The organism is Corynebacterium capitovis DSM 44611, assembly GCF_030440535.1.
Classification (GTDB): Bacteria; Actinomycetota; Actinomycetes; order Mycobacteriales; family Mycobacteriaceae; genus Corynebacterium; species Corynebacterium capitovis.
The window spans coordinates 1-21103 of sequence record NZ_CP047117.1 but is presented as its reverse complement, the minus strand read 5'-3'; the positions used below and the strand labels follow the sequence as shown (position 1 = coordinate 21103).

Below are 21103 nucleotides of genomic sequence, written 5' to 3'. Positions count from 1 at the left end.
CCCTTGGTTAACTGATAGTCCACCCTACGTTTAGCGATGGGGATTTTATGACTCCACTTCTCACCGTGCGCGACCTCACCCTCACCAAAGGGGCCACGTCGTACACCTTCGACGCCGGCACAGGTCTCACCCTGCTCAAAGTCGCCCGCGAATCGGGCGCGTCGACCGTGAGCATGGCCATCGCCGGGCGCTACAAGCCGGTCGCGGGAACCATCGCGGTTGGTGACGCCGAAACCACCCGGGAGCGTTTCCGCAGCGTGGCACTCGCCGGCGTGACCCTGATCGACTCCTTGGAGCGCTCCGTCAGCGTCCGCGAGGCCATTCGCGAACAGGTGGCGTGGGCGCAGCCATTCTTCTCCCGCGTGCCGAAGGACATTCTGAGCCACCGGTTGGTCGAGCCCTGGCTCGAACCGCTTGGGCTCGCGGACCTCGACCCCGCCGTACCCGTCGGCGACCTCCACGCCCTCGATCGCCTCCGGCTGCGTGTCGTGCTCGCGCTCATCTCCCGGCGCGACGCCCGCCTGCTCGTCGTCGACGACCCCGACCAGTTGCGCAGCATCTCGCTTCGCGACGAGTTGCTGGCAAACCTCCACGACCTCTCCGAATTGATCCCTGTGGTGGTCTCTTCCGTGAATCCCGACCACGCCGGAATCGCAGACGCCGTCATCGACCTCGCACACGGAAAGAGAGCCACGAAGTGATCTCTGGTACTCACCTCGGCACGAACTTCCGTAAGTTCGGACACGGCACGCTGCCGCCGCTCGCGGCGCTCGTCATCGTGCTCCTCCCGCTGCTCTTCGGCGGTCTTTTTGTCTGGTCCTACTACGACCCCCTGGGGAACCTGAGCAAGATGCCCGTCGCGCTGGTCAACTCTGACGAGGGAGCCGTGGGCCCAGACGGCTCCCCCCTCAACGCCGGGGAGCAGGTGACCCAGCAGCTGCTGGAGAAGCGTCCTCTCGACTTCCACGTCGTCTCTGCTGAAGAGGCCCGCCAGGGTGTGGCGGACGGGACCTACTACCTAGGGGTGGAGATTCCCACCGACTTCTCCCAGGCGGCGGCGTCCGTCTCCTCCGACAATCCTCACCAGGCGAAACTCAACGTCACCCTGAATGAGACCAACGGTTTCATCCCGACGATGCTGGGCAACCAGGCGACCGTCGTGATGAGCAACGTTATCTCGGACACCGTCGGCGGGAATGTGATCAACCAGCTCTTCGTGGGCTTCAACACGCTTGGCGATGGCCTCGACCAGGCGGCCGACGGCGCATCCCGCTTGAACGACGGGACCGGGGAAGCCTCCGACGGCGGAAAGCGGCTCAGCGATGGTGCCAACGAGCTCAACAGCGGCGCCCACCAGCTCGACAGCGGAATCGGCCAGCTCAGCGATGGTGCCACCCAGCTCGACAACGGGATCGGCCAGCTCCAAGACGGCGCAAACCAGCTCGACGCGGGCATCAACTCCGCGGCAGACGGCGCGAACCAACTTGCCGACGGCATGACACAGCTCCAAGGCGGAACCGACCAGCTCGGCAGCGGCGCGTCGCAGGTCGCCGGGGGCGTCGACCGCATCGCGTCGGTAGCCGACCAGCTCAACGTCGCGCAGCGCACCCTGGACAGCATCAACGCCTCGATCGACCAGGTCATCGCGGGCCTCGAAGCCGCCCCGGTCCCGGGTACCGAGGGCCTCATCGCCCAGGCCCGCAACATCCAATCCCAGCTGGGCAGCAGCGAGCTGGCCTTCGCGCTCAACCCGGAGGTGGTCAACCAGCTCCTCCTGCTGCAGTCCGGCGCCCACCAGGTCGCTGACCAGCTCAACGACCCGACAGCCCAGTACCGCTCGGGCATTGACCAGGCAGCCGCCGGTGCGCAGCAGCTCGCCCAGGGCCTGGGGTTGCTGAAGGATGGGTCGGGGACGCTGGTTGCTGGCGTCGCCAAGTTAAAGGATGGCTCCTCGCAGCTCGTCGTGGGAGCGCGCGCGGCGGCGGACGGGTCGTCTAAGCTCGCGGCCGGCACGGATCAGCTGGTCGTCGGGGTCGGGACGCTTAACGATGGGCTTGTTCAGCTTGACGACGGCGCCGGGGAACTGTCCCTCAAACTCGGTCAGGGCGCGCAACAGGCGCCGCGCTGGGAGGGTGACCGCTTGACCGCGGCGACGAACGCCGCCTCCACGCCCGTGGTGCAAAACCAAGCGGGAGACGGCCTGACGTTCTTTGGCAAGGGGTTGTCGCCCTTCTTCCTCTCCCTGGCTCTGTGGGTCGGCGGCCTCGCTTTGTCGATGGTGCTCAGCCCGATGTCCCGGCGCGCGGTCGACTCCGGAGTGAACCCGGTGCGTGCCCTGCTGACGGCCCTTCTCCCCGCCTTCGTCTTCGGCGCGGGCCAGGCGTTGCTGCTGTGGCTCGTTCAGGTTGTCGTCATTGGGGTGGAGCCGGCGCACCCGCTTCGCATGCTCGGCGCCCTCCTGCTCGTGTCCTGGTCGTTCATGTCCTTGATCAGCGCCATCAACGTCATTTTCGGGGCCGCGACGGGCCGGTTGCTCACGATGGCGCTGATGTCGTTGCAGCTCGTGGCCTCCAACGGTTTGTACCCGCCCGAAGTGCAGCCGAAGTTCATCCAGTGGGTGCATGCCGTCGACCCGATGCGTTTCTCCGTGGATCTGCTGCGGCACGCGATGTTCGGTGCGAGCGCCGACGACCCGCGCCTTTTTACCGCTATCCTGGCGTTGGTGGCGTTCGCAGCGGCAGGCATTGTGGCCTCCGCGCTGGGCAACTTTAAGCATCGCGTCATCATGGGTAAAGACATCCACCCGGAGTTGTCCGTCTAGGGGTTGCGATTCTCGTGGCCCCGCGTAGAATGTTGACACATCATCAAAACTCTCGAAGGAGCCCCCATGTTCAACCCCCTGAAGCTCATCCCCACCGGCGTATCCACCAAGCAGGATAAGACCGACCTCGGTTTCGCCTCCGCGGCACTGCGTGTGCCTACCGGCCTGTTCATCCTCAACTCGGGTCTAGGCAAGTTCAAGGCTGACAAGCAGACGGCCGAGTTCCTGCAAGGCATGGCCGCCTCCGGCATGCCTTTTGTGAAGGAAATGGACGCGGAGAACTTCGCCAAGCTGCTCGCCACCGCCGAGACCGGCCTCGGTGCCGCGCTGCTTCTCCCCTTCGTTCCCAACCGCCTCGTCGGCCTGGGTTTGATCGGGTTCTCCGGTGGCCTGCTGTCGATGTACTTTGCCAACGACGCGATGACCGAGTCCGACGGTATCCGCCCCAGCCAGGACGGCACCTCCTTGGCCAAGGATTCTTGGCTCGCCGGGATTGGCGCCGCCCTCGCCGCGCTGCCGAAGAAGTAACTACGGCCTCCCTCTGGTACCCCCTGGTCGTACCCGGGGGGTCTTTGTCGACCCTGCGCGGTCAATACTCCTGGCGCCTTGGTCGCAAAGCAGGTCTCCACAACATCAGCAGAGCTGCAGCAGAGTTGGAGCTCTAGGAGCGCACGAGCCTGGCGATGGCCTGGCTCGCCTCCCGCATTTTCTCCTCCGCCTCCTCGCCGCCCGCCTTGGCAGCGTCGAGGACGCAGTGCTTCAAGTGGTCATTCAGCAGGGCCGTCGCAACGCCCTGCAGCGCCCGGGTGAGCGCGCTGACCTGCGTCAAGATGTCGATGCAGTACGTGTCTTCCTCGATCATCTTGGAAATACCACGCGCTTGGCCCTCGATGCGCTTCATGCGCCGCAGGTACGCCTGTTTGTCGCTGATGTACCCGTGCTGGTGGAGGGTGTCGGTCATGAGTGCGGACCTTTCGCAGAGTGAGGGATGACGCTTCTAAAACGGCGGAGGCGGAGACTGTTGCCCACCACGAAGAGGCTGGACAGCGCCATCGCGGCGCCGGCGAGCATCGGGTTGAGCATTCCCAGCGCGGCTAAGGGGATAGCCGCAACGTTGTAGGCAAAGGCCCAGAACAGGTTGACTTTGATCGTCGACAAGGTGGCGCGGGAGAGACGGATCGCGTCGGCGGCGGCGCGAAGATCCCCGCGGACCAGCGTGATATCGGAGGCCTCGATGGCAGCGTCCGTTCCTGTTCCCATCGCGAGCCCGAGGTCCGCCTGCGCGAGAGCCGGCGCGTCGTTGACGCCGTCGCCGACCATCGCTACGACCTTCCCCTCGCTTTGCAGCCTCTTCACCTCGTCCGCTTTGTCCTTCGGCAGGACCCCCGCGATGACGCGCTCGATCCCCACCTCAGTGGCGATCCGCCGGGCCACTGTCTCGTTGTCTCCCGTGAGCAGGATGGGTAACAGGCCGAGGCGCGTGAGCTGCTCAACCGCCTCAGCGCTCGTCGGTTTGACCGTGTCGGCGACGACGAGAACGCCGCGTGCTGCCCCTCCCCAGGCAACGGCCACCGCGGTCTCGCCCCGCTCCTCCGCCGCCGCTTGTGCCTCGCGGACCGCGGTGGGCAGATCTACCGACTCCTCGGTGAGGAAGCCGCCCCGGCCGAGGAGAACCTCCGCCCCGTCGACACTGGCGCGGACGCCCTTGCCTTCGATGTTGCGGAACCCACATGGCTGCGGAAGTGTTCCCAGCTCGCGCTCCGCCCCGCGCGCGATCGCCCGCGCGATGGGGTGCTCAGAGGCGCTTTCCACAGCGCCCGCGTAGCGCAGCAGCTCCGCGCGGTCGACCCCGGGCGCTGGGATGGCGTCGACAAGCGTCATGCTCCCGCTTGTGACCGTGCCCGTCTTATCCAGCAGGATCGTGTCGACGCGGCGCGTAGATTCAAGCACCTCCGGCCCCTTGATCAGCACACCCAGCTGGGCGCCGCGGCCGGTTCCCACCATCAATGCGGTCGGAGTTGCCAACCCGAGCGCGCAGGGGCAGGCGATGACCAGCACGGCCACGGCGGCCGTGAACGCGCTGGAGGCAGGGTAACCGGCCGCGAACCAAGCGAGGAGCACGGCAACCGCGATGGCGATGACAACCGGCACGAACACCCCGGAGACTTTGTCCGCGAGGCGCTGCACGCTCGCCTTACCCGCCTGCGCATCAGCGACGAGCGCGGCCATCTGCGCCAGCTGCGTGTCCGCCCCGACGCGAGTCGCCCGCACGACGAGGAGCCCGCTCGTGTTGATGGTCGCCCCTGACACGGCATCCCCCTCAGCGACGCTCACTGGCACGGATTCCCCCGTCAACATTGACTTATCGACGGCCGACGCACCCGACACCACCACCCCGTCAGTGGCGATCTTCTCCCCCGGCCGGACGACGAACTCGTCGCCAACTCGCAGCTGGGAAACGGGGATGCGCACCTCGGACCCGCCGTGGTGGCGAACCGTCACGTCCTTCGCTCCGAGCTCGAGAAGGCTACGCAGGGCCGCTCCCGCCTGGCGCTTCGCCCTATGTTCGAAGTACCGGCCGGCGAGGATGAACATGGTCACGCCCGCGGCGACCTCGAGGTAGATGTTGTCGGATCCGTCGGAGTGACCCAGCTCGAAGGTGTGTTTCATTCCGGGTGCCCCAGCCGTGCCGAAAAAGAGCGCGTAGAGCGACCAGAGAAAGGCTGCGAGCGTGCCCATTGAGATGAGCGTGTCCATAGTCGCCGCGCCGTGGCGGAGGTTGACCCAGGCCGCCCGGTGGAACGGCCACGCTGCCCACACGACCACGGGGGCGGCGAGTGTGAGGGAGGCCCACTGCCAATATGTGAACTGGAAGGCGGGGACCATCGCCATGGCGATGACCGGCACGCTAAGCACGATGGAGCCGACGAGCCGGTTCTTCAGCGGGTCTGGGGTCTCGCTTGGCTCGGGGGCCTCTTCTTCCCCGCGCGCCACGCTGGCGGAATACCCGGCCTTTTCGACTTCGGTGATGAGCAGGTGGGGGTCGTACCCGCTGGGAGCGAACACCCGGGCGGTCTCCGTGGCGTAGTTGACGCTCGCGCTCACCCCTTCGAGCTTGTTGAGCTTTCTCTCGATGCGGTTCGCGCACGAGGCGCACGTCATCCCGCTGATGTCGAGGTCAATTCCGGTGTGTGCCGCCGGCAGCGTCTGCATAGTCCGTGTGCTCACGACGCGCCTCTTCTCCTCACGTCACTGCGACGATTCCATTCGCACCAGTGACCATCCTATACCCCCGGGGGGTATAGGATCAACGGCTAACACCGTGTGGTTATGCCCGCCGCTACCGCGTTTTCGTATCCATCGACGTTCCGGAACTGCTTCTCCTCGTCGGAATGAAAGGTGCCCCTCCGGCCCTTGAGCTCGTCCCTGATGCCCGGATCGTGCGTGCTGTCGCTCATGGTTGATAGGCTGAGCACAGCGCCTTCCCCGTCTACTCGGGCAAGTGATAAGAGAAAGGGCTATGGCAGAGAAAGTGAACGCTGAGGAGATAGCCGGGGCCCGCGCGGCTTTCCAACACGCTTCTAATTGTGGAGGATAGGAGAATCGAACTCCTGACATCCTGCTTGCAAAGCAGGTGCTCTACCAACTGAGCTAATCCCCCATGGTGGGCCTAGCAAGAATCGAACTTGCGACCTCATCGTTATCAGCGATGCGCTCTAACCGACTGAGCTATAGGCCCTGGGAACGAGATAGAACATTACCCAGGGCCCTCGACAACTCCAAATCTGCAGCTCAGAATGCGTTTTAGGTGCGGGGACGGTTGGCCATCGTCACGCCGAGCCCGCCGGCCAGGTCCGCCACGGCGTTGTAGATGATGGCCGTCAGCGGCGCCACCACCGCCACGAACACCACCCAAACGAGACCGAGCAGGGCCGCCGCGGACAGCAGCAGCGGGAAGTCGACAACCTGGTCCCCGCCGACACCGCCGATGAGGGAGTTGATGTGGTCGATCACCCCTGCGGAAGCCAGCCCGAGGTAGATCAGTACGGCTGCCAACATCCACACGATAAACCCGATTCCGGCCAGGCTGGTTGCCAGCTTGAACACGGAACCCGCGCTCACGTGGGTGATCGTGACGTTACGCGCGGCCATATTTACTCCTCGTCCCCATCGTCGCCGGTGTCGCCATCGTAGCCCGCGGCGGCGTCATCTGCCTCCACGCTGTTGACGTTGACGGGTTTCAGCGGCGCGGGCGGTGCGGTCTCCATCGCCTCCATCGCTTCTTCGACGGTCTTCTCGCCCTTGGCCACGGCCGTGGCTTCGACCTCGCCTTCGTCCTCGACGTTCTTATCGATGGCCAGCAGCTCCACGCCGTCGTTAAGATCGACCAAGCGAACGCCCATCGTCGCGCGTGACGACGGTCTGATCTGGCTGACCTCCGTACGGATCACCCCACCCGCGGAGGTAATGGCCAAGATCTGGTCCTCTTCGTCAACGGAGAGCGCGCCGATCAACTTGCCGCGCTTCGGCGTGTACTTGAACGTCATGACGCCCATTCCGCCGCGCCCCTTCGTCGGGTACTCCGCGATCGGGGTGCGCTTGCCGTATCCCCCGGAGGTGGCCACGAGCAGGAATTCGCCGTCGTGAACGACCGTCATGGCCAGCAGCTGGTCGTCGCCGCGGAAGCGCATGCCTTTCACGCCCGCGGTTGCGCGACCCATCGGGCGCAGTTGGTCGTCGCTGGCGGTGAAGCGAATGGCCTGGCCCTGCTCGGAGACGAGCAATATGTCCTCGTCTTCCGCGGCGAGCGACGCGCCAATCAGCGAATCCCCCTCGTTGAGGTTGATCGCGATGAGCCCGGCGGAGCGCGCCGACTCGTAGTCCGTCAACCGCGACTTCTTCACGCGGCCCTCCCGGGTAGCTAGCACCAGGTACGGCGCATCCCGGTAGGACTGAATCTGAATGACCTGCGCGATCTTTTCTTCCGGCTGGAACTCCAGGAGGTTGGCCACGTGCTGCCCGCGCGCGGTGCGCCCGGCCTCGGGCAGCTCGTAGGCCTTGAGGCGGTACACGCGACCGAAGTTGGTGAAGAAGAGGATCCAGTCGTGCGTGGAGCAGATGAAGAAGTTCTTCACCACGTCGTCCTGCTTCAGCTCCGCACCGCGCACGCCCTTTCCACCACGCTTCTGAGCCTTGTAGGAGTCCACCTTGGTGCGCTTGGCGTAACCAGTAGACGTGATGGTGACCACCACGTTCTCGCGGGCGATGAGGTCTTCCTCCGTCACGTCGCCGGTCGCCGCGACGAGCTGGGTCCGGCGGGCGTCGCCGTACTTGGCCACGATCTCCCGGAGCTCGTCGCCAACAATGGCGCGCTGGCGCTCGGGGCTGGCCAGGATGTCCTTGTAGTCGGCGATTTCCTTTTCAATCGCAGCAAGATCGTCGACGATTTTCTGCCTCTCCAGGGCCGCGAGCCGGCGCAGCTGCATGGCCAGGATGGCGTCGGCCTGGATCTCGTCGACGTCGAGGAGAGACATCAATCCGGAGCGGGCCTCGTCGACAGTCGGAGACCGGCGGATCAGGGCGATGACCTCGTCGAGGGCGTCGAGAGCCTTGACCAAGCCGCGCAGGATGTGGGCGCGCTTCTCTGCTTCATCCAGGCGGTACTGGGTGCGCCGGACGATGACGTCGATCTGGTGCTTAACGTAGAAGCGCAGCATCTGGTCGAGGCGCAGGGTGCGGGGCACTCCGTCGACGATGGAGAGCATGTTGGCGGAGAAGTTCGTCTCCAGCTGCGAGTGCTTGTACAGGTTGTTCAACACCACGCGCGGAACGGCGTCGCGCTTGAGGCTGACTACGATGCGCATGCCGACACGGTCGGAGGATTCGTCGTCAATCCGCGAGGCCCCCGGCATCTTGCCGTTGTTGATCTGGTCGGCGATGCTCGCGATGAAGTTGTCCGGGTTGACCTGGTAGGGCAGCTCGGTGATGACGATGACTTGGCGGTTGCCGATCTCCTCAATCTCCGTCACACCCCGCATGCGGATTGAACCGCGGCCCGTGGTGTACGCATCCTTAATGCCCTGGTCACCGACGATCAGGCCAGCCGTGGGGAAATCAGGCCCCGGTATGCGCTCCATCACCGCATCGAGGGTCGTCTTTTCGTCGGCCTCGTGGTGATCCAGGATCCAGTAGATCGCCTCGGCCAGCTCGCCGAGGTTGTGTGGCGGGATGTTCGTGGCCATGCCGACGGCGATGCCGCCGGAGCCGTTCATCAGCAGGTTCGGCACGCGCGAGGGCAACACGTCCGGTTCCCGGGTCTTGCCGTCGTAGTTCGGGGAGAAATCAACGGCGTTTTCACGGATGTCCCGCACCATTTCCATGGCCAGGGGGGTCAGCTTACACTCGGTGTAGCGCATGGCTGCCGGCCCATCGTTGCCTGGGGAGCCGAAGTTGCCCTGGCCGTCGACAAGCGGATAGCGCATCGCCCACGGCTGGGCCATACGAACGAGGGTGTCGTAGATCGCGGAGTCACCGTGCGGGTGGTAGTTACCCATCGTGTCCGCGACCGGCTTCGCGCTCTTCACGTAGGAGCGTTCCGGCCGGTAGCCGTTGTCGTACATCGCGTAGATAATGCGGCGGTGGACAGGCTTCATCCCATCGCGCACGTCCGGCAGGGCGCGACCAACGATCACGCTCATCGCGTAATCGATGTAGCTGGTCTGCATCTCCTCATTGATGTCAATGGGATGAATGCGATCGTAATCGTCGCTCATAGTCACCTTTCTCAGAAGCGTTCTGAGCCATTCTAGCGGCCTCTACCCCGAGGCCGTGGTATCACAGTGGTATGGCCATGACCCTTCGCCTCACCGCCGATGAGGATAAAGCGCTCGTTCTCCTCGCCTCCGCGTGGAGTTGCTCCAAGCATGACGCCGTGCGCCGGGCGGTCATCAGCGCCGCATCGCGCACGCTTGACGACGCCACCGTCACGGCCCTCGCCCGCACCCGAGTGGAGGAGTACGCCGCCACCGAGGCTCGGATCCGGCGGACCCGCGGCCAGTGAGAGCTTTCAGCAACGAACAACTACTCGCGGTGGCCGACGAGGTGTGCGCGCAGTATCAAGTTCGCGTGCGCTCTTTTTCGGCCCTGGCAGCCTGCGCGGCGGTGCCGGGCGCGCGCATCCACGGCGTGCCGGTGTTCGATTCCGTCGAGGACGCGGCCGCCGCGCTCGCGCGCACCGTCGCGGCGCTTCGCCCGTTAAGCGGCGCGAATCAAGCGCTGGCGGCGGTGGCTGAAGATGTGTTCCGCGCGTGGGCTGAGGCGAACTGACCGTGTCTACTGGGCTTACTGGGCGAGGATATTGCCCTCGCTGTCGTAGGTGTAGAACCCCTTCCCGTCGCCTTGGCCGGAGCGGCCCTCCTCAATCATCTGCTTAGCGATCTCGGTAAACCGCTTCTTCCACTCCGGCTGTTCTTCCTTAGATGCCTCGGCGACGTTGACGATGGAGCGCAAACCGATCATGTCCATGATCTGGAACGGACCCATGTCACTTCCCATGGCGATGCGCCAATCCTTATCGATCTGGTCGACGCTCGCTACGTCGTTGACGTAGAGGTATTGCGCGGCCTGCAGGAACGGGACCATCATCGTGTTCAAAAGGTAGGCACGCTGCTCCTTCTTCATCACGACGGGCTCCATCTTTGCCTCGTTGAAGAACTCCACCACGACATCGCGGTACGTCCGATCCGTCTCGGGGTTCGGCATGATCTCGACGATGTTGTACAGCCACACCCGGTTGGCAAAGTGGGTGTTTATAAAACGGGAAGCGTCACCGCAGGCGTCGGCAATTTCGCTGCCTAGGAAAGAGGACGTATTCGAGCAGAAGATGGTGTGGGACGGCGCCACCGCTCCGACTTTCTTCCAGATCTCGCGTTTGAGCTCCAACTTCTCAGGAGCGGCCTCGATAACGAGGTCCGCCTCGGCTACGGCGGCGTTGAGATCCGTAGTGAGGGAAATGTTGTCGCGGCCCGTGGCAACCGAGCTTTCGGTCACATTCTCTAGGTCGGCGATCATCTTGTTGCCGATGGATTCGAACCGGCCCTTCGCTGCTTCGACTGCGTCATCGTTGATATCCCAAGCGGTGACTTTGAAACCAGCGTGGGCGATAACGAAGGCGATCTGTGCCCCCAGCACCCCAGAGCCGATGACGGAAACATTCTTGATTGCGGTCATATCATTCCTTTCGCGGGTTCCAAACGCGGTGGGCCCCACAGCAGCCAGGCAGGCAGGGCGCCACCGATAGCACCCACTCTAACTGCGTTGACACCCTGGGCGCAGAAGAAAGCCCCCGAGGCAACCGCCACCTCACCGCCACCTCACCGTCCCACGTGTTACAGTTGTGACTCGTGTGGTTGCAGTGACTGGAGCGCGCTGCGGTGGAAGAACCACAGCACAAAGCGGCCCGAGGGTGAAACCCGGGCCGCTTTCTTCAAGTTGCGGAGACGTGGGCGCCGTGAACCCCCCTCAGTGAGCTGCGCGCACGTCCATCAGCTCCGCGTCCGTCCCTCCACATGTGAGCCAGGCGCTCCCCCGCCGATGACGATCCGCTGCAGTGTAGCCAGAATGTGCTGCCACAGGAAGTAACCCTGCACGCCACATGGGATTCCTGCCCCGCGCGCGACGCATCGGTTCGCATCGACGAGGTGCGCCGAAGTCAGGACCCACCACGTTGCAAGGAACCCCGCGAAAACGGCACGTTGGAGCGCCCGCTTGATCCACGGTCCCCCGTCGCGGCTGGCTCCTCTCTGCGGCGTCTCATCATGAGTAGACTAGTCGGTCTATCCCGCCCTCCGCACGTCGATTTCTGCTGAATTTATGCAGGTTGTACCTTTTGAATTGGCCTGAATATAATGACGATACCGCTGCTGCGAATAGACATATCGGTCTATAGTGAGCTCATGACGGCTCCCACCGCAGTCAACAACTCCGTCGCACCCCTGCAATTCGAGGTGCCTTCCTCTCCCCTGGCTCGGGTCCTGCACCAGATCCGGGTGTCACCCGGAACCACCCGCTCCCAGCTCAAAAACGACCTGGGGCTCTCCCAGCCAACGGTTGCGCGCCTGGTCACCCGCCTGAGCCAACTGGGATTGGTAGAGGAACGCCACCCCGGTGTTGACACCACCCAGACCGGCCGCCCCAGCGCACGTCTGGAAGTCGACGGGCGCCACATCGTCACGTGGGGCGCCCACGTCGGGGTGCGCCGCTCCGTCATTTTGGTCTGCGACGGCGCCGGCCGCACCATCCGCCAAGCCCACCTAGATCTGGACGCCACGCGCGGCGCACCCGAGACCCTCTCCTCCCTAAGCCGATCGATGTTCTCGCTAGCAGCGGGATTGCCCGAGCCCGCCGCAATCGGGGTGGCGTTTTCCTCGCCTGTGGACCACAACGGTCACCTCACCTCGCCCGAGTTCGGCTGGCCGGACGTCCCCGTCGGGGCCCTACTTGCCGACGCCTACGGCCGCCACGTCGACGTCGCCACCGGGGTGACCGCTGTGGCAGCAACCGAACTCCTCTCCCGCCCGCTGCCACCGGAGGGAGCCACGGAAACGGCAACCTTGTTCTTCTACGCCCGCAACGTAGTCACCCACGCCTGGATGTTTAGCGGCGCCGTCCATCGACCCCGCGCGCCCCGCCACCGCCCTGACTCCAGTGTCCCCCTGACTAACGGGGATGTCGTGCGCAATGCGCAGAAGGACGGGTTAGACGTATCCTCCTTCGGCCAGCTCACCGCCTTAGCGTCATCCTGCCCCCACGCGGAGGCGATTCTGCAGGAACGCGCGTACGAGCTGGCGCGCACAATCCTCACCGCTGTGGATGTGCTGGATCCAGGAACGCTCGTCCTCGCCGGGGAAGCCTTCACGGCCCACCCCGCTACTCTCAAAACGGTTGTCCGCCACGTCCGCGGCCACCTGGAAGGGCGCTGCACGCTGCGCATCCAGCGCGCTAGCCCGGGTACTCTGCCCTCCGCGGCGCGGATGATGGCGGTGTACCGGTTGTGGAACGACCCGGCTCGGGTCGTCGCTTAGGCCAGTACCTCCTCGTAAAACCGGATAAAGCGCCGTCCTACGATCTCCGGCTCCCGCGCCCAGCGGTTATGGCCTAGGTCGCCGGGAATTTCTTCGACAACAGGGTCCGCATCAGGGAAGTGCTGGGCCAAGGCCTGCGCGGAAGCGATTGTGCAGTCGCCGTCGTTGGAGAAACGCGTTAGTAGTACGGGCGTTCTTATGCCGGGCAGCACATTCTCATAGTCTGCACCCGCGAGGTGGGTGAACTCATTCGTCCGGGACAGCTGCGCCCATTCGCGCACGTGCCTGCCCGCCTGGCGCCCATAGCCCGCCAGATCAATCCGGCCACCCGGCCAGTAACCGAGGACTGCGGACACCGCTCCCATCATGGGCGCACCAACGGTGAGCTTGAGTTTGTCCCGTCCACGAAAAGCGTTGCGGTACGGGCTCCCCGTCCCAACACCCATCATTCCCACGACGTTCAGCTCGCGGGCAACCGGATTGGACAGGAACAGCACGCCGATCTGCCCACCCATCGAGTGAGTTAACAGCACAACCGGATGATCATCACCGAGACCACAGGCTCCTTTGGCGACGCGAATGGTCAGAGGGTAATCCTGCGTGACCATCTCGTGGTACCCCCACTGGTGCGAGCGGGTGGGAACTGCCGTGTTCGTCCCCTGGCCGCGGAGCTCACCGATCGCCACCGGGAAGCCATGGTCCGCGAGGAAACTAGCCATCGGCTGATAATAACGACCACCGATCCCGAACCCGGGCCAGATGACCACGAGCGGTGCGGAGGACGTGTGAGCGGGGTCGAAGAGGAGCACGGTTGTGGTGGAACCGTCGGGAAGCGAAAGCTCTAGGGAACGCGGTTGACCTGTGATCGTCATCTCACTGAGTGTAGACGGGCACAGGAACGGTCGCTCGGAATGAGCTTCGCTTTTTACACGTCGAGGAAGCGGACGTCTTTGGCTTTCCGGGTGATGAAGGAGCGGCGGGCAGAAACGTCGTCGCCCATGAGGACGGAGAACAACTCATCGGCGAGCTGCGCATCCTCGAGGTCCACGCGGCGCAGGATGCGGTACTCTGGGTCCAGCGTGGTCTCCCACAGCTCGCTCGGGTTCATCTCGCCGAGACCTTTGTAGCGCTGGATGCCGTCGTCGGTGTTGATCTTGCGCCCCGCCTCGAGGCCCGCCGCGAGCTCGCTGTCGCGCTCGGCGTCGGAAAACGCGAAGCCCGGCTCTCCCTTCGCCCACTTGAGCTTGTACAAAGGCGGGTTCGCCAGGTAGACGTGGCCCTGCTCGATGAGCTGCGGCATGAAGCGGAACAACAGGGTGAGCAGCAATGTCGCGATGTGCTGTCCATCCACGTCGGCGTCCGCCATGAGCACGATCTTGTGGTAGCGCAACCGGGAAATATCGAACTCGTCGTGGATACCCGTGCCCAGCGCGGTGATGATGGCTTGGACCTCGGCGTTTTTCAACACGCGGTCCATACGTGCCTTTTCCACGTTGAGGATCTTGCCGCGCAGAGGCAGGATCGCCTGGTACATCGAGTCGCGGCCCTGCTTGGCTGAGCCACCGGCGGAGTCGCCCTCCACGATGAACAGTTCAGACTTCTTGGGGTCCTTCGACCGGCAGTCGGCGAGCTTGCCGGGCAGCCCGCCCATATCGTTCGCGGACTTGCGCCGGACGAGGTCGCGGGCCTTGCGCGCCGCCTGGCGAGCCTGCGAGGAGGACACCGCCTTGTTCACAATCGCCTTGGCCTCGGCCGGGTTGGCGTCAAACCAATCAGAGAGGTGCTCGTTCACGGCGCGCTGGACGAAACCCTTGATCTCGGTGCTTCCCAGCTTAGTCTTCGTCTGCCCCTCGAACTGCGGGTCGGACACGCGCACAGAGACGACGGCAGAGATACCCTCTCGGCAATCGTCACCCGTGAGGTTCGGGTCTTTGTCCTTGATCATCTTGTGCTCGCGGGCGTACCGGTTCATCAAGGAAGTCAGCGCGGCGCGGAACCCTTCCTCGTGAGTGCCACCCTCATGGGTGTTAATGGTGTTGGCAAAGGTGTGCACCGACTCCTTAAAACCGGCGTTCCACTGCATCGCCACCTCGGCCTCGTGGTCGGTGGCCTTTGCTTCAAAGCCAATCACCGTGGGGTGGACGACGTTCTTATTGCGGTTCAGGTAGTCGACGTAGTCGATCAACCCGTTCGGGTAGTGGAAGGTGACCTTCTTTTCGCGCTTCTTCTTCGTGGCGGGGGCGACCTGCTCCGCGGCGTCGGTGGAATCGGCTGCCGAGTCTGTGATGGCCGTGTCGTCGAACGAATCGCCGTCGACAAGTGCTGCCGTCTCGCCCTCTTCCGCGATGGCTTCGAGCTCGAGCTCCTCCTCGGTGACCCTCTCGTCTTTGAGCGTGATGGTCAGGCCCTTGTTCAGGAAGGCCATTTCCTGCAGGCGGCGGGAGATGGTGGTGTAGTCAAAATCGACCGTTTCGAAAATCTCCGCATCCGGCCAGAAGCGAATGGTCGTCCCAGTTCCGCGGGCGTTGCCCCCCTCCTCAAGCGGCTCCGGTACAGCATCGGTGAACCTTTGGTACCAGTGCTTGCCATCGCGCTTGATATCCGCCTCCACTCGCGTGGATAGGGCGTTGACCACAGAAATACCCACGCCGTGCAACCCGCCAGAGACGGCGTAAGAATCGGAATCGAACTTGCCGCCGGCGTGCAGCTGCGTCATCACAACCTGCACCGTGGGGGCACCGGACGGGTGCATGTCCACGGGGATACCGCGGCCGTTATCGATGACCTCGATTCCCCCGTCTTTCATAATGGTGACGTCAATGCGATCGGCGCACCCGGCCATGGCCTCGTCGACCGAGTTATCAACGACCTCCCACACCAGGTGGTGCAGGCCGCGTGAGCCTGTGGAGCCGATGTACATACCCGGCCGTTTGCGCACTGCCTCGAGGCCCTCGAGGATCGTGATCGACGACGCATCGTAGTGCGGTTCTTGAATAGCCACGGTGGATGGTCTCTCCTGTTGCGCTTGGCGGGGTTGTAACCTGTCCTAGTTTACACCTAGTGGGGACCACCACCGGCACCCGCTGCGCTCGCGAGACGGCGTTGCAGGGCCGAATTTGGGCGTGCGGCCCGCAGCTTAACCGTACGTGTCGCGCGGGCCGCGCCCCTTGACGTGCAGCGGCCCGTACCGCCAGTTCTTTGTTTTCGGCGGGTACACGTGCAACTTCGTGATGATCCCCGGCCCAACCTTCCTCGCGATCTCCCCCAGCACGGTCGACTGCATGTACTTCAGCTGCGTGGCCCAGGCGGTTTGATCGCAGGAGACAAACACCTCGCCCTCTTTGATCATCTCCACCGTCGTGTGTTGCGCGATCTTTTCACCCACGAGGCCGGCCCAGTTTCCCATTACCCACCCCGCGGCGAGGTTGTCATTCCACTCCCTCTTCCGAATCTCCTTGCGCACCAGCTGTCCAAACCCGCTGACCTCGTACCCAGGCACGCGCGCCCGTCCATCTGGCCCGGTCGGTCGACCCGGGCCGCGCCACTTCTTCTCCTCGCCCCCGAGCTCCAGACCCGCAAGACCAGGCACTCGAGCCCCGCTTTTCGACGCGCTACGCCGCGGCACCACACCTCGGCCCTGCCGGCTCAGATCCGGTAACCGGCCCGAACGCTGGCCGGCCTGCGCGCGCAGACTGTCAAAAGTCGACTTAATCAGGTCGCTCAATCTGGGACACCCCCTCCTCCATCACCACCGAGTACCTGGCGCTCACCGCATCGGCGAGGTTGGGGGGAAGGTCATCACCCACCGCCGCGGTGACAAGTACCTGCTCGGCCCCCTCCGTGACGGCGACGAGCCTCTCGCGCCGCTTCGCATCGAGTTCCGCGAACACGTCGTCCAAGATGAGAACCGGCCCTGGCCCTTCCGCTGCCAGCAGAGCGTACTCCGCGAGGTGCAACGCGAGCGCAAAGGACCACGTTTCTCCGTGGCTGGCGTACCCCTTGGCGGGTTGCTCGCCTAAGAACAACACCAGGTCATCGCGGTGGGGGCCGACAAGTGTGATGCCGCGGTCGATCTCGTCTCTCCGGCGGCGACCGAGCTCAGCTAGGACCGCCGCTTCGATCACCTCCGGGTCCCGGCTTGCTTCGCCCGCGAGGGAGAAAATCGCATCGTCCACCGTGGACTTGTACGTCACGGTGGCGGGGCGCGACTCGGGGGCCACAGCGGCGTAGGCCTCGGAGATGGGTGACGCGAGGGCGTCGATAAGCGATAGTCTGCTCGCGATTACTTGGCCTGCTGCGCGCGCGAGCTGCAGATCCCACGCGTCAAGGGTGCTCAAAGCCGACGCCCCACCCCCGTCGTTGTAACCACGCCGCAGGTCGGAGGAGGAATGGCGGAGCAAAGCGTTGCGCTGCCGCAGGATCCGCTCGTAGTCGGCGCGGGCGCCACCGAGACGGGGTGCGCGCAGACCGACGAGGTCATCGAGGAAACGCCGCCGCTCCCCGGGCTCACCGTTGACAAGTCGCAGGTCCTCGGGGGAAAACATCACCGCGCGCAGTACCCCTGCTATCTCGCGCGGGGACTTAAGCCTGGTTCTATTGATTTGGGCCTGGTTCGCCCCCGCCGAGTTGAGGAGCAGGTGGGTGGTGAGCTCGCGGCCGTCGTTAACAACGGTCGCGGAGACGCGGGCGCTTGAGCAGCCGCTTCTAATCAGGGGAGCATCGCCGGAAACTCGATGGCTGGACAGCACCGAGGTGTAGTGCACCGCCTCGACGATGTTCGTCTTACCGTAACCGTTCCGGCCCGAAAACACCGTCACCCCCGGCGTCAGCGACAGAGACAACTCCGGCCAAGAACGGAAGTTGCGCAGGTCAAGTTCGCGGACGTACACGGTTGTGGGTAGGGGACTAACCGGGCAGGCGAACGGGCATGAGCAGGTAGGTGAAGTCGGTGGCGGGAGTTGGGAACGTGCCGTCCGCTTCTGCCTCGGGCAGCTGCTCGGGCTCGGGGATCATGATGGCAGGCCGGGAGGGCTCGGTGAAACCAAAGACCACGCGCTCAGTCGGGATCACACTCAAGCCGTCTTTGAGGTAGCCGGAGTTGAACGCGATCAGGAGCTCGTCGACACCGCTGAACACGGCGGGAAGGGTTTCGGTCGCCTCGCCCGAATCGACACCGGAGGCATACAGCGTCACCTCACCGTCTTTGAAGTGCATGCGTACCTGCGAGTTTCTGTCCGCGACCAGGCTGACGCGGCGGATCGCGTCGACAAGAGGGGCAATCTCCACGGTGGCCATCGAGGTGTGCGTCTTGGGCAGTAAGGGCTGGATATTCGGGAAGTCTGCGTCGAGCATGCGGGTTGTTGTTTCGCGATTCGCGGAGTGGAGACCAAAAAGCCCTTCCGCACCCACGTTGGTGTGGCCGCCTACGGCGATTTCCACCGGGTCATCTACGTGAGTATCCAAGGTGCGGGCGTTGTCTACCAGCGTCTTCGCCGGGACGAGGAGTTTGGCGCGCACGGCCTCCGCGGTGGGTTGCCAGGCGATAGTCCGCAGAGCCAAACGGAAGCGGTCCGTCGCGGTGAGCTGAAGAGAAGAACCATCAATCTCGATGTGGATGCCTGTCAGCATGGGGAGAGTGTCATCGCGGCCTGCGGCGGAGGCGACCTGGGTGACAGCTCCGACGAAATCTGCCGGTGAGATCGTGCCCGTCACTTCGGGCAAGGTGGGCAGCTGCGGGTAGTCGTCGAGGGGCATGAGGGGGAGCTCGAAGCGAGCGGAGCCTGCGAGGAGCAGCATGCGGGAGCCGTCGGTGGAAACCTCGACGGGCTTGGTGGGCATGCTGGCAACGATGTCCGCCAGTAGTTTGCCCGCTACTGCGACGCGACCCGGCTGGTCCACCTCTGCTGCAATGCGCACACGCGAGGAGACCTCGTAGTCGAAACCAGCGAATTCCAAACCCGCGTCATCTGCGGTAATCACCGCGGCGCGCAGGATTGGCTGCGTGTTTTTTGTCGGCAGGCTCCTGGCCACCCATGACACTGCATCAGCGAGATCGTCCCTATGGACGCGAAACGACACCCGGTCGTCCTCCATGCCTGCTCCCTTGCACCATGAGGCGCCTCCCCGGGGTTCCCCGGAAGCGCGAACGGAAATTGCAAAACTCGGCTCCACTTTAGGCGGGGCGCCAACTCTTGTCATTTGCCGGGGTAGCCCTCTCGGAGACGGAGCGCACGGAGATTTCACACGCTCTCTTTCTTCTCGTTGAGTTACAAGAAATGAGTCGGGAACTGCAGTAGGTGGTGTGGAAGGTGTGGAATGCCCCGCAAACAGCGTGCTTATCTCGGCGTTTCGCGCTGTGCCCAGGCTTGTGGATAACCTGTGGATAAGAGAACGCTCCTGTGGATAAAAAAGATAGCCTGTTCTTTGTCCACAAGGGTGCGACTCTTATGCACTGGGATTTCACGGCGCCAGGAGGGTTATCCACACTCAGTCGACGGTGTGGTACAGGTCACTAATAATAGGAAATCTCCAAAAACGTGCCGTGGAATTACACGGTTGTGATTAATGCTGTGGACAAAAAACCCGGCCACCTTCAGGAGGCCGGGTTCGTACAGGAATGCAGTGGTCAGCTCATTCTCGCTCTGTTTTTGATCATCTGTGTGAGCTGTTGAATCTCATCGTAGGTGCCGCGGTTTTCGGTCATTTCCTTGCGGATCTTGCGATCGGCGTACATCACGGTCGTGTGGTCCTTGCCACCAAACTCATTCCCGATGCGAGGAAGTGACAGCTCGGTCAACTCTCGGCAGAGGTACATGGCAAGCTGGCGGGCGTGCGCAACCTGCCTGGTCTTGCCCGCTCCTGTGAGCTGCTCGACTGTCACGTTGAAGTACTCCGCCGCCGCCTCTTTGATTGCAGACGCGTCGATGTTGACGTCGCCTTCGTCGGGGAGGATGTCGCGCAACGCAACCTGCGCGACCTCCAAGGTCACCGGCTCGTTGATGAGCGAGGAGTACGCGGAGACGCGGATTAGAGCGCCTTCGAGCTCTCTAATCGACGACTCAAACTGGCTGGCGATGAGCTCGAGGACCGACCTGTCCGCCTGAGTCCCATCCGCCGACGCTTTCTTCATTAGAATCGCGATGCGCGTCTCCAGGTCGGGGGGCTGAACGTCGGTAATGAGCCCGCCCTCGAAACGGGTGCGCAGCCTGTCCTCAAGGGTGGTGAGCTGCTTTGGCGGGCGATCGGACGACAAAATGATCTGTTTATCCTGCTGGTGCAGCGAATTGAACGTGTGGAAGAACTCCTCCTGGGTGCCTTCCTTGCCCTCCAGGAATTGAATGTCGTCGACCATCAAGATGTCGAGATTGCGATAACGCCGCTTGAAGGATTCCTGCCGGTCATCGCGCACGGAGTTGATGTAGTCGTTGGTGAATTCTTCGCTGGAGACGTACTTGATCCGCAGGCCGGGCTGAAGCACCTGCGCGTAGTTACCGGCGGCGTGCAGGAGATGTGTCTTGCCCAGGCCCGAGCCACCCCAGATGAAAAGGGGGTTGTATGCACGAGCCGGGTTTTCCGCCACGGCCACGGCGGCCCCATTGGCAAAGCGGTTCGACGAGCCGATCACGAAGTTTTCAAACGTGTATTTGGGGTTGAGAGACGTCTCGCGGTCGGGGTCGTGGGCCGGTTTTTCCCGGCGGATGCGCTGGGCACGTTCTGCACGATCAGGCGTGCGCGTCCGCTCCGCCTGCTGCTGGGAATGAAGGCGGGCCAGCTCGTCTAGGCCCATGGGGATTTGTTCACCGGGTGCGGTCACCACGTCCTGGTGCGGCGTGGATCGCGTCGAGAACCACTCGTCACCCGCGGGAGTGTGCGCCATGGGTGCGACGGGCTGGGGTGTGCTCTGTGTCGGCTGGGGAACCGCTGGCTGGGTAGAAACGGCAAGGGAAAAGGGTTTCCCCAGCTTCTTGAAAAGAAGATCCGTGATGTGCGGAGCGAGGCTTTCCTCGATGACTGTTTTCGCCGCCGCGTGGGGCGCGGCAAGGATGGCATAACCCTCCACGATCATAACGGGTTTGACCAGCTGAAGGTACGCCCGCTCCTGATGGGTCAACGTGGGGATGCTCGAGCTGGGCCGCTCCGAAAGGGCGAGGAGCTCTGCGACGATATCGCGCCACAATGCTTCGATGTCTTGGTTTGCCAC

The 21103-nt window shown here is 63.7% G+C and carries 18 protein-coding genes and 2 tRNA genes; 6 read left to right on the top strand and 14 right to left on the bottom strand.

What is annotated here, in order from left to right; all coding sequences use genetic code 11:
- Positions 1-47: 47 nt before the first annotated feature.
- From CAPI_RS00100 to CAPI_RS00090, 3 genes are all read left to right on the top strand, one after another.
- On the top strand, positions 48-701 hold the full coding sequence (locus CAPI_RS00100) for a P-loop NTPase family protein (RefSeq protein ID WP_018017239.1): 654 nt from the start codon (positions 48-50) through the stop codon (positions 699-701).
- Complete coding sequence (locus tag CAPI_RS00095; RefSeq protein WP_018017238.1) at positions 698-2821, top strand: YhgE/Pip domain-containing protein; 2124 nt, start codon at positions 698-700, stop codon at positions 2819-2821. The genes CAPI_RS00100 and CAPI_RS00095 overlap by 4 nt, the downstream gene beginning before the upstream one ends.
- 66 nt (positions 2822-2887) lie before the next feature.
- Complete coding sequence (locus CAPI_RS00090; protein ID WP_018017237.1) at positions 2888-3349, top strand: hypothetical protein; 462 nt, start codon at positions 2888-2890, stop codon at positions 3347-3349.
- Positions 3350-3482: 133 nt separating this feature from the next.
- Here the strand turns inward: CAPI_RS00090 and CAPI_RS00085 are convergent, their stop codons facing one another.
- The 7 genes from CAPI_RS00085 to gyrA form a co-directional block, all read right to left on the bottom strand.
- Positions 3483-3782 carry a metal-sensitive transcriptional regulator gene (locus CAPI_RS00085; protein ID WP_018017236.1) on the bottom strand — a complete coding sequence of 100 codons (300 nt, stop codon included), beginning with the start codon at positions 3780-3782 and terminating at the stop codon, positions 3483-3485.
- Positions 3779-6034: a heavy metal translocating P-type ATPase gene (locus tag CAPI_RS00080; protein WP_018017235.1), complete on the bottom strand. Its 2256-nt coding sequence runs from the start codon at positions 6032-6034 to the stop codon at positions 3779-3781. Before CAPI_RS00080 ends, CAPI_RS00085 begins: the two co-directional genes overlap by 4 nt.
- Positions 6035-6135: 101 nt before the next feature.
- Positions 6136-6279: a hypothetical protein gene (locus CAPI_RS00075; protein ID WP_156806813.1), complete on the bottom strand. Its 144-nt coding sequence runs from the start codon at positions 6277-6279 to the stop codon at positions 6136-6138.
- 130 nt (positions 6280-6409) lie between these two features.
- Positions 6410-6482, bottom strand: a tRNA-Ala gene (locus tag CAPI_RS00070).
- A 1-nt stretch (position 6483) separates the two neighbouring features.
- Positions 6484-6560, bottom strand: a tRNA-Ile gene (locus CAPI_RS00065).
- A gap of 65 nt (positions 6561-6625) precedes the next feature.
- Positions 6626-6973, bottom strand: a complete 348-nt coding sequence (locus tag CAPI_RS00060; protein WP_018017233.1) for a DUF3566 domain-containing protein — start codon at positions 6971-6973, stop codon at positions 6626-6628.
- A 2-nt stretch (positions 6974-6975) separates the two neighbouring features.
- Positions 6976-9594: a DNA gyrase subunit A gene (gene gyrA, locus CAPI_RS00055; protein WP_018017232.1), complete on the bottom strand. Its 2619-nt coding sequence runs from the start codon at positions 9592-9594 to the stop codon at positions 6976-6978.
- A gap of 77 nt (positions 9595-9671) precedes the next feature.
- Between gyrA and CAPI_RS00050 the strand changes: the two genes are divergently transcribed.
- Positions 9672-9881: a CopG family transcriptional regulator gene (locus CAPI_RS00050; protein WP_425393250.1), complete on the top strand. Its 210-nt coding sequence runs from the start codon at positions 9672-9674 to the stop codon at positions 9879-9881.
- Positions 9878-10147, top strand: a complete 270-nt coding sequence (locus CAPI_RS00045) for a hypothetical protein (protein ID WP_026157085.1) — start codon at positions 9878-9880, stop codon at positions 10145-10147. Before CAPI_RS00050 ends, CAPI_RS00045 begins: the two co-directional genes overlap by 4 nt.
- A gap of 15 nt (positions 10148-10162) precedes the next feature.
- Here the strand turns inward: CAPI_RS00045 and CAPI_RS00040 are convergent, their stop codons facing one another.
- Entirely contained in the window at positions 10163-11050 is an 888-nt protein-coding gene (locus tag CAPI_RS00040; protein ID WP_018017229.1) for a 3-hydroxyacyl-CoA dehydrogenase, read from the bottom strand.
- A gap of 725 nt (positions 11051-11775) precedes the next feature.
- Here CAPI_RS00040 and CAPI_RS00035 point away from each other — a divergent pair.
- Entirely contained in the window at positions 11776-12903 is a 1128-nt protein-coding gene (locus tag CAPI_RS00035; protein ID WP_018017228.1) for an ROK family transcriptional regulator, read from the top strand.
- Here CAPI_RS00035 and CAPI_RS00030 read toward each other — a convergent pair.
- From CAPI_RS00030 to dnaA, 6 genes are all read right to left on the bottom strand, one after another.
- Positions 12900-13775 carry an alpha/beta fold hydrolase gene (locus CAPI_RS00030; protein WP_018017227.1) on the bottom strand — a complete coding sequence of 292 codons (876 nt, stop codon included), beginning with the start codon at positions 13773-13775 and terminating at the stop codon, positions 12900-12902. The genes CAPI_RS00035 and CAPI_RS00030 overlap by 4 nt on opposite strands.
- Before the next feature lie 53 nt (positions 13776-13828).
- Complete coding sequence (gene gyrB / locus CAPI_RS00025; RefSeq protein ID WP_018017226.1) at positions 13829-15904, bottom strand: DNA topoisomerase (ATP-hydrolyzing) subunit B; 2076 nt, start codon at positions 15902-15904, stop codon at positions 13829-13831.
- Positions 15905-16039: 135 nt separating this feature from the next.
- Positions 16040-16627, bottom strand: a complete 588-nt coding sequence (locus CAPI_RS00020) for a DciA family protein (RefSeq protein ID WP_026157083.1) — start codon at positions 16625-16627, stop codon at positions 16040-16042.
- A complete protein-coding gene (gene recF, locus CAPI_RS00015) occupies positions 16611-17792 on the bottom strand; it encodes a DNA replication/repair protein RecF (protein ID WP_018017224.1) in 1182 nt (393 codons plus the stop codon). Before recF ends, CAPI_RS00020 begins: the two co-directional genes overlap by 17 nt.
- A gap of 16 nt (positions 17793-17808) precedes the next feature.
- Positions 17809-18996: a DNA polymerase III subunit beta gene (dnaN, locus tag CAPI_RS00010; RefSeq protein WP_018017223.1), complete on the bottom strand. Its 1188-nt coding sequence runs from the start codon at positions 18994-18996 to the stop codon at positions 17809-17811.
- A gap of 532 nt (positions 18997-19528) precedes the next feature.
- The gene (gene dnaA / locus CAPI_RS00005) at positions 19529-21103 is read right to left on the bottom strand and encodes a chromosomal replication initiator protein DnaA (RefSeq protein ID WP_026157082.1); all 1575 of its coding nucleotides are present in this window, start codon (positions 21101-21103) and stop codon (positions 19529-19531) included.

Bases quoted from the DNA above. Each gene is read 5' to 3' on its own strand.
- dnaN (WP_018017223.1), bottom strand. From the start codon at position 18,996: ATGGAGGACGACCGGGTGTCGTTTCGCGTCCATAGGGACGATCTCGCT.
- CAPI_RS00100 (WP_018017239.1), top strand. From the start codon at position 48: ATGACTCCACTTCTCACCGTGCGCGACCTCACCCTCACCAAAGGGGCC.
- CAPI_RS00075 (WP_156806813.1), bottom strand. From the start codon at position 6,279: ATGAGCGACAGCACGCACGATCCGGGCATCAGGGACGAGCTCAAGGGC.
- CAPI_RS00090 (WP_018017237.1), top strand. From the start codon at position 2,888: ATGTTCAACCCCCTGAAGCTCATCCCCACCGGCGTATCCACCAAGCAG.
- CAPI_RS00050 (WP_425393250.1), top strand. From the start codon at position 9,672: ATGACCCTTCGCCTCACCGCCGATGAGGATAAAGCGCTCGTTCTCCTC.
- gyrA (WP_018017232.1), bottom strand. From the start codon at position 9,594: ATGAGCGACGATTACGATCGCATTCATCCCATTGACATCAATGAGGAG.
- CAPI_RS00030 (WP_018017227.1), bottom strand. From the start codon at position 13,775: ATGACGATCACAGGTCAACCGCGTTCCCTAGAGCTTTCGCTTCCCGAC.
- CAPI_RS00085 (WP_018017236.1), bottom strand. From the start codon at position 3,782: ATGACCGACACCCTCCACCAGCACGGGTACATCAGCGACAAACAGGCG.
- CAPI_RS00040 (WP_018017229.1), bottom strand. From the start codon at position 11,050: ATGACCGCAATCAAGAATGTTTCCGTCATCGGCTCTGGGGTGCTGGGG.
- CAPI_RS00080 (WP_018017235.1), bottom strand. From the start codon at position 6,034: ATGCAGACGCTGCCGGCGGCACACACCGGAATTGACCTCGACATCAGC.
- CAPI_RS00035 (WP_018017228.1), top strand. From the start codon at position 11,776: ATGACGGCTCCCACCGCAGTCAACAACTCCGTCGCACCCCTGCAATTC.
- CAPI_RS00060 (WP_018017233.1), bottom strand. From the start codon at position 6,973: ATGGCCGCGCGTAACGTCACGATCACCCACGTGAGCGCGGGTTCCGTG.